Annotated in this window: 7 protein-coding genes and 1 pseudogene; 3 read left to right on the forward strand and 5 right to left on the reverse strand. The window is 60.9% G+C overall.

The window, feature by feature from the left end; all coding sequences use genetic code 11:
* Positions 1-271 (forward strand): annotated as a pseudogene (locus PLN84_RS12125) (hypothetical protein); the annotation flags it as partial.
* Positions 272-328: 57 nt separating this feature from the next.
* Here PLN84_RS12125 and PLN84_RS12130 read toward each other — a convergent pair.
* The 3 genes from PLN84_RS12130 to PLN84_RS12140 all read right to left on the reverse strand — a co-directional run bounded on the left by PLN84_RS12130 (position 329) and on the right by PLN84_RS12140 (position 1551).
* Complete coding sequence (locus PLN84_RS12130) at positions 329-616, reverse strand: putative quinol monooxygenase (RefSeq protein WP_292385742.1); 288 nt, start codon at positions 614-616, stop codon at positions 329-331.
* A gap of 347 nt (positions 617-963) precedes the next feature.
* Positions 964-1107 (reverse strand): hypothetical protein, encoded by a 144-nt coding sequence (locus tag PLN84_RS12135; protein WP_292385744.1) that lies wholly within the window; start codon positions 1105-1107, stop codon positions 964-966.
* A gap of 96 nt (positions 1108-1203) precedes the next feature.
* A complete protein-coding gene (locus tag PLN84_RS12140; RefSeq protein ID WP_292385746.1) occupies positions 1204-1551 on the reverse strand; it encodes a hypothetical protein in 348 nt (115 codons plus the stop codon).
* A gap of 122 nt (positions 1552-1673) precedes the next feature.
* On the opposite strand from PLN84_RS12140, the gene PLN84_RS12145 reads away from it, so the two are divergent.
* Positions 1674-2834 carry a sorbosone dehydrogenase family protein gene (locus PLN84_RS12145; RefSeq protein WP_299952769.1) on the forward strand — a complete coding sequence of 387 codons (1161 nt, stop codon included), beginning with the start codon at positions 1674-1676 and terminating at the stop codon, positions 2832-2834.
* On the opposite strand, the gene PLN84_RS12150 is transcribed toward PLN84_RS12145, so the two are convergent.
* A complete protein-coding gene (locus tag PLN84_RS12150; RefSeq protein ID WP_348532111.1) occupies positions 2818-3417 on the reverse strand; it encodes a DUF2179 domain-containing protein in 600 nt (199 codons plus the stop codon). The genes PLN84_RS12145 and PLN84_RS12150 overlap by 17 nt on opposite strands.
* Positions 3418-3582: 165 nt before the next feature.
* On the reverse strand, positions 3583-3894 hold the full coding sequence (locus PLN84_RS12155) for a ferritin family protein (RefSeq protein ID WP_292385751.1): 312 nt from the start codon (positions 3892-3894) through the stop codon (positions 3583-3585).
* A 421-nt stretch (positions 3895-4315) separates the two neighbouring features.
* Here PLN84_RS12155 and PLN84_RS12160 point away from each other — a divergent pair.
* Positions 4316-7137, forward strand: a 2822-nt coding sequence (locus tag PLN84_RS12160) for a hypothetical protein (protein WP_348532112.1), incomplete at its 3' end; no start/stop codon positions are given.

The following is a 7137-nucleotide window of genomic DNA, read 5'->3' on the forward strand; positions in this document are numbered from 1 at the left end:
CCTGATCCTGGCAGACAAGCCCTACCTCCAGGACGCCACAGCGGTCTTCGGCCACGTCTTCGTCGGGTTCCTCTGCTTCTACCTCTACTGCCGGATCCGGAACAGAATTCGACAGGCAGGGCTGTCCGCGCACCTCTCGCCCGAAGGCCTCCTCCTGAAACTCTCGGAGGTCTACTCCGTGGTCTACGGGGACGAGAAACGGATAACCGAGGTGCCGGAGCAGGTGCGGGGAATCGCCGAGAAGCTCAATCTGGAGATCCCCGGTATGTGAAGGGCCGGGTGCGCGATGCGGTAGAAAGAAGGGAGAGATGGTGGGGATACCCGCCGTCTAGGTGAGTTTCCGGTACAGGGCGATGTCAAGCGGACCGGCGAACAGCGGTCCTGCTTTCTCCACAAAACCCTGAAAGTGGGATGTGTTGTTGTGGAATTCGATCGCGGCCTGGTCTTTCCAGACCTCGACGAACGTGAACTTTTCGGGGTCCCCGATGTCGGCATAGAAGTCGTAGGAGACATTTCCCGCCTCGCTTCTGCTGGCCTGGACCAGATCCCGGGCGAGGTTCACGAGGTCGTCTGCCTTGCCTGCTTTGGTACTGCATTTAGCAACAATGGTTATCATTCAAGTATCTCCCAATGCCGGTCGGCAACATATGTGATTCTTTTTGGAGAGTTGATAAACCTACGCACCTGCCCGGAAGACTTCCGCCGCGTCCTGATGGTCGTCGCGACCCCGGCAGCGGCGTTCAGAGGGGGGGGTGGAGGTGGACAGCCGGTACCCTGCGGCGTGACGGGAAGATATGCGCCCTCGAGGGATACCGAAACAGCATAGCGCCCGGGAACCTGATATGATCCCGGCAGACTATGTGGATCGCAAACGTCCTCGACGGAACGGTCACGCTATTTATCGGCATCATAACCCGGGCCTTCAACGCGAGCGGCCTCATTGCGGGCTACAACACCGCGCCTTCAGAGCAGCGGGCGAGGTACGACGAAGAGACCGCTCTCCAGGTTCGTGGGGAACCTTCTGGTCGCCGCTTCCATCGTCCTCCTCGCCCGGCGGGCTCCTGCCGGCAGTTGCCGGAGCACCGGACAGCCTCGCCATCGTATCATGGATCCTCTTCCTCGCGGTCATCGTCGGGGGCGTCGTCTACATGAATATTGCCGATCGTTTCAGGCGGTGAGGCGCGGAACGGGGCACTCCGCAACTCAAGCAGACCCCCCAGGCCCGGCCTTCCTCTCCGCGTAATCCGGGTGCCGGGCCGAAAAGACCGCTCCGATGAAGATCGGGAGCCATATGCAGATGTCCGTGACGACCCCGAGGAGCGGGACGATAGTGAACCGGCAGAGGGACCAGTACGAGGACGGAGACGATCGCGAAGATGAGCGTCGTCGTCCAGGCGATGATGAACCGGTCTTTGAGTCCCGGTAGCCGACGAGGAGGGATGCGGCGAGCGAGAGGAGAAGAATGAACTCGAACGGCACCGGGGTGTAGACGACGAGGCCGGCAAAGATCAGCCAGGGAGAAAACAATACGAGAAGATCGAGGGTCTTCATGGGGGTCGTCACACCCGATATTGAAGGTTTTCGGACTGCGTGATGAACATTTTGGAACGAATCCGGGGACAGTCCTGCATGAGTAACGGCTATATACGCTCTCGCCCTCCGGAGTCCCGGAGATGAACCTTATGTCACGCCGGACCGTTATCATCCTCGCCGCCGTTGCGGTGCTCGTCCTTCTCGGCATCGTCGTGGCCGTCGTGCTGCCGCAGGGGGGCACCGCAGGCCCCCTGCCGCTCGATACGATCACCCTGCCTGCGGGGTTTGCGATCGACGTCTACGCCGGGAACGTCACCGGAGCCCGGTCGATGGCCCTGTCGCCGAACGGGACGCTCTTTGTCGGGAGTCGCGGTGCCGGAAACGTCTACGCCATCCCCGATCGCGACGGCGACGGGAGGGGCGACGAGGTGATCGTCATCGCGAGCGGTCTAAACTCCCCGAACGGGGTCGCGCTCCGGAACGGCTCCCTCTACGTCGCCGAGATCAGCCGCATCCTCCGCTACGACGATATCGAGGCGAACCTCGAGAGCCCGCCCGAGCCGGCGGTCGTGAGCGACGCCTTCCCCGGTGAGGCCTCGCACGGCTGGAAGTTCATCGCGTTTGGCCCCGACGGGAAACTCTACGTCCCGGTCGGGGCGCCCTGCAACGTCTGCAACCCCGACGACGAGCGGTTCTCCACGATCCACCGGATGAACCCGGACGGGACCGAACTCGAGATCTACGCCCGGGGCATCCGGAACACGGTGGGGTTCGACTGGCATCCGGAGACCGGTGAACTCTGGTTCACGGATAACGGCCGCGACTGGCTCGGCGACGACGTCCCGCCCGACGAGCTGAACCGGGCGCCGGAGGCCGGGATGCACTTCGGGTTTCCCTACTGCCACGGGAGATCGATCGTCGATCCTGAGTTCGGGGCCGGGCGGTCGTGTGCTGAATTCACCCCGCCCGAGCAGGAACTCGGCCCGCACGTCGCCGCGCTCGGCATGCGGTTCTATGACGGCGGGCAGTTCCCGGAAGAGTACGCGAACCGGATCTTCATCGCCGAGCATGGGTCCTGGAACCGGATCGAACCGATCGGTTACCGGGTGATGACGGTCACGCTCGAGAATGGGACGCCCGTCTCCTACGAGCCCTTCGCGGAGGGCTGGCTCCAGGGGCGGGACGTATGGGGAAGGCCTGTCGATGTCGAGGTTGCCGGCGACGGCTCGCTCCTGGTCTCGGACGATCGGGCGAACGCCGTCTACCGGATAACCTATACGGGGGTCACTTCCCCTTCCTGACGACTCTCTTGAAGGGGAACGGGGTCGGGCCCGGCGTGATGATCGGGAACGTCCCCTCCGCCGCCCGCCTGACGTCCTCGATCGAGTAGAACGCCTTGGGGTTGAATTCGTGGATGGCGTCCTCCACGTTCTTGATATTCTTTCTCTTGACCACCGAGAAGATGACCTTGCCCGGTCCCTGCTTCCCCTGGGCGTCGAGGACCGTCACCCCGTAGCCCGCGGCGCGGAGGTAGTTGATGAGGTTCGTTGCATCCCGCTGGGTGATGATCCGGATGAGGGCAAGCCCCATCGCGAGTTTCTCCTCGACAATCATCCCGACGTAGTTTCCCGTGGCGAACCCGGCCGCGTAGGCGAAGTAGTTGAGCGGGTTCGTGAGGTTCTGAAAGATCTGGCCGACGGCAATGATCCAGATGAAGACCTCGAAGAACCCGAGGACCGGGGCGACCATCTTCATCCCCCGCGAGACGAAGATGATCCGCATCGTCCCGATGGTGACATCGCAGATACGTGCAAGAAAGATGAATGCCGGGACGACGACCAGGGAGAAGAACTCCGGACCGACATCCGGGACGATGCCGAGCATGGATCATTGTTGATGAGCGGGTAATATAATCCTATCCATATGTAAATATCTGGCGGCCACAAAAAATTCGTGAGACGCCGTTTTTCAGGAAAATAATCAAAAATTCGGCGAAAAACGGGTGATGGCGGATCCGGGTTTCCGGGCAGACCCGGTGCCCGCCGTGCATCACTCTTTCGCCCGGAGTCTCTCGATCTCTTCTTCGACCTCTTTTGCGCCCTGCTGGTAGAACTCCTTCTCTTTCGGGTCCAGTTCGATGAGCAGGCGGTAGAACTCACCTGCATGCACCTTCTCCTCGTCCGCGACATCCCGCAGGACCTCGCGGGCCAGTTCGTTGTCGGTGGCGTCGGCCATCTGGAGATAGAACTGGATGGCTTCGTATTCAGCGGCGATCGTGTAGCGGATGGCACGGATACGTTCGTTGTGGCCCATCGTCCGGTCGATGTTGTTCCCGGCAAACGGTTGTGAAAATTCAGGCATATGGTAAACCTCACGAGAGTCGCTCCGGCCGCAGCGGCGTGCCGGTAGCTGGCCGGTTTACTCTGGAGAAACTATATGCCGGTCGGTTTTTGCGTGCAGGGGGAGAGGAGGAGCCCGGTCTGTCCGGTCCCGCCCCTGCAGGTGCCCTGTTCCCTGTGCTTTTGCGCGTGGTGAGGGAGAGAGGGGTGACAGCTTCCGGCGGGGCGGGATATGATCGATCCGTTTCCTTCAAAATACTACTATAATCAATAATATTCTCTTAACTGTGCTGTACGTCATCGGATATTTTCCATATCTCTAAATAGTATTCCACGAGAGTTACACCTGAATGTAAATTCAGGTGATCGAAATGGATAACGGCCGGGTGAAGGGAATTCGCCCGATTAAGATCTTTTTCGCGCTGACAGTGCTTATCTGCGCAATGCTGATAGCACCGGCAGCTGCAGAGGCCCTGCCCGACAGGGTCTATGTGAACGCATCGTATGACGATGAAGCGCCCGACTATGGGGTACTGAACTTCTCAGGCATCCAGGACGCTATTGACGGCGTCACGGAGGGCGGCGAGGTCTGGGTCTACAACGGGACATACAACGAGTCGGTCGTGATCGACAGAAGCATGACCGTCACGACTGTTTCATACCTTGAATGCCCTGGCCTTGATGGGGTGACCCTCGACGCCATGGGTGCGCATACCGGTGTCGAGATCACCGCAGATCAGGTCTCTTTCTCGGGGTTTAAGGTCGAAAACGCTTCCGGGGTCGGGATCTATGCCCATGGTGTTGAAGCGGTCGAGATCATCCACAACAACGTCTCGGTCCTCGAGGAGATCTATGCGATCACCTATGGTATCCTGGTTCAGGTCGGCACGGATGTCTGCATAGACAGCAACGAGGTGCGTGCCATCGGGAGCAGCGCTCAGGCGGGCATCACGGTCGATGAGGTGACCGATGCCTGCATCCACGACAACTACGTCGTGGCGGTCTCGCAGCACCGTGAATCGACAGCAGTAGGGGTGAACCCCATTACGATTCGTGTCGCACCTGACCTTGAAGAAGAAGATGACCCAGCCTTCGCTGCTGAGGACGCCGCTCCTCCGATAGAGTCCCTCGGGGTTCTGATCATCAGGAGTGCTGATGTCGTCGTCGAGAACAACCGGGTCGTATCCGTGGGCGCCTGCACCCCGGACGAGCCGGATCTGCACCACTCGGCCGTTGAGGCCTGGGGTATCCGGTCCGGCAACTCGGAGAGCCTGAAGATCCTGGAGAATAACGTCACGGTCGTCGGAATGGCTCTCGACGCAGCCTGGACGGTCGGTATCCTCGGCAACGGCGAGAACGCACTCGTCCAGAACAACACGGTCGAGGTTATCACCGAGTCCTGGGTCGTCCTGCCGGTAGGCATCGTGATCTCCGAGGCCGAGAAGGGGCAGGTTCTCGATAACGAGGTCGAGGTAGAGGCCACCTGCATCGGCGAGCCCGACGAAGGAGAAATCAGTCCGGAGGCCGCCGGCATCATAGCCGACAATTCGCCGAAAGCCCAGGTTCTCAGGAACGACGTTCGATACACGCTCACCGTCACCGACGCAGGCCAGCTGGCCATGACGTCGACAGCGGGTATCCACATTCGCGGATGCGATGAGTCCCGGGTGAGCGAGAACATTGTCATCATCCAGACCGGGATCTTCAACCTGCCGGTCGACGGTGACGAATCCACTCAAGACGAAGAGTCCCTGACTCTGGGGGTCGGGAGGGTTAAAGGCATCGACGTTGAAGTGAGCAACGAACCCGAGATCTGCGATAACGTCGTGCATGCCTTCGGCACTGTCATGACCTACGATGAGACTGCCGGGGGCCTCAATGTGGGCGCCCTCTCCGCTCTCGTCCTGACAGGCATCCACGTCTGGAGCGCCTCCGACGACCTCCTCGTGAACCCCGTGGTCCACGAGAACGTGGTCGTGGTCAGGGCGCAGACGCAGACCTATCTGGTTCCCGAACTGGAACTCGATGAAGAAGAGGTACTAACCGCCCTTGCAGACAACAGCGCCCTGCGCGCCCGTTATGTCGGCATGATGCAGGAGAGTGAGGAGTTCTCCGTCGCAGCGTGCCTCGCGGACACCGAAGGCCTGTCGACCCTCACGGGAAGCGACCTTGAGTTCGAACCGGACATCAATGAGGCAACCCTCGCTGCCGCACTCACGGTAACAGCCGGCATCGTCCTCGAAGATGTCCTGAACCCGGAGGTCTGCTGCAATTACGTGCCGGTGTACCAGGACGTCGCCGTCATTGCGGGTGACCTGCCGGTCAATGACGTTGACGTGACGCTCCAGACTCCTTTCTCGTTAGGGCTTATCGACCAGGCCTTCTCGGATGAGCAGGTGCAGCGGGCGGTCCTGCTCGGCCTCATCAACGAGAACGGCAACGGGTGGCAGAACCTCTCCGAAGAGGAGAGAGCGGCGATCACGGAAACCGTCCTCGCCGGAGATACCGGTGTTCTTGCAGCCTACACTGAAGACGAGACGCTCACCGGGTATCAGGCACTCATGGAAGACGGGGAAGCGTTCGAGTTCCTGAACGGAACCCGGCTTGCGGCCGCGGTCCCGCTCTCGGTGAGCTGCGGCGTCTACGTCAACGACGCCGAGGGAGAGATGGTGATCCACGACAACGAGATCATGGTAGAGACCAGCGCTGCCGGCATTGCACTCGCGGAGGGCGGCGACCTCGATGTGCCCGACCCGGCGGCTGGATCCGTCGGCATTGTAGCGGCGTTCGGCTTCGCCGGAACAGGTGACTCCATCGACGTCGAAGAGAACTGTATCCATGTGATCACCGACGGCATGTTCCTGGGCCAGGCCATGGGAGGCGATAACGAGACCGCCGACGCAGTAGCAGGCACCGCAAACCTCCTCCTCGGAGTGGGAGTTCTTGCCGGTGCAGACGACGAGCGCGTCGTGAACAACAACGTTACTGTCGCACAGAGAAGCCGGGCCCAGACCCTGGCGTTCAACATGGTTAAGGACAGGACGGCCCTCAGCGTTGCCGCTACGGCGGGCGTGGGCATCGGTATCGTCCTCGATCCGTACGAGGTCCTCGATCCCGACACCTATGAGCCCGCTCCCCCCGCGCCGAACGAGTGGTTCGCAAGCGTCATCGAAGGTAACACCATTGCCGTCACGAACGATATCAACGCTCTCTCGCTCGCCGAGATGCTGCTCCCTGCACCCCTCGACGGGTCGTCGAACGCGCT

It is taken from the genome of Methanoculleus sp. (genome assembly GCF_035363275.1).
In the GTDB taxonomy this organism is placed as follows: Archaea; Halobacteriota; Methanomicrobia; order Methanomicrobiales; family Methanoculleaceae; genus Methanoculleus.

What these genes read in the sequence shown, in the direction of transcription:
- PLN84_RS12130 (WP_292385742.1), bottom strand. Translation starts at nt 616, where the DNA reads ATGATAACCATTGTTGCTAAATGCAGTACCAAAGCAGGCAAGGCAGAC.
- PLN84_RS12135 (WP_292385744.1), bottom strand. Translation starts at nt 1,107, where the DNA reads ATGATACGATGGCGAGGCTGTCCGGTGCTCCGGCAACTGCCGGCAGGA.
- PLN84_RS12140 (WP_292385746.1), bottom strand. Translation starts at nt 1,551, where the DNA reads ATGAAGACCCTCGATCTTCTCGTATTGTTTTCTCCCTGGCTGATCTTT.
- PLN84_RS12145 (WP_299952769.1), top strand. Translation starts at nt 1,674, where the DNA reads ATGAACCTTATGTCACGCCGGACCGTTATCATCCTCGCCGCCGTTGCG.
- PLN84_RS12150 (WP_348532111.1), bottom strand. Translation starts at nt 3,417, where the DNA reads ATGCTCGGCATCGTCCCGGATGTCGGTCCGGAGTTCTTCTCCCTGGTC.
- PLN84_RS12155 (WP_292385751.1), bottom strand. Translation starts at nt 3,894, where the DNA reads ATGCCTGAATTTTCACAACCGTTTGCCGGGAACAACATCGACCGGACG.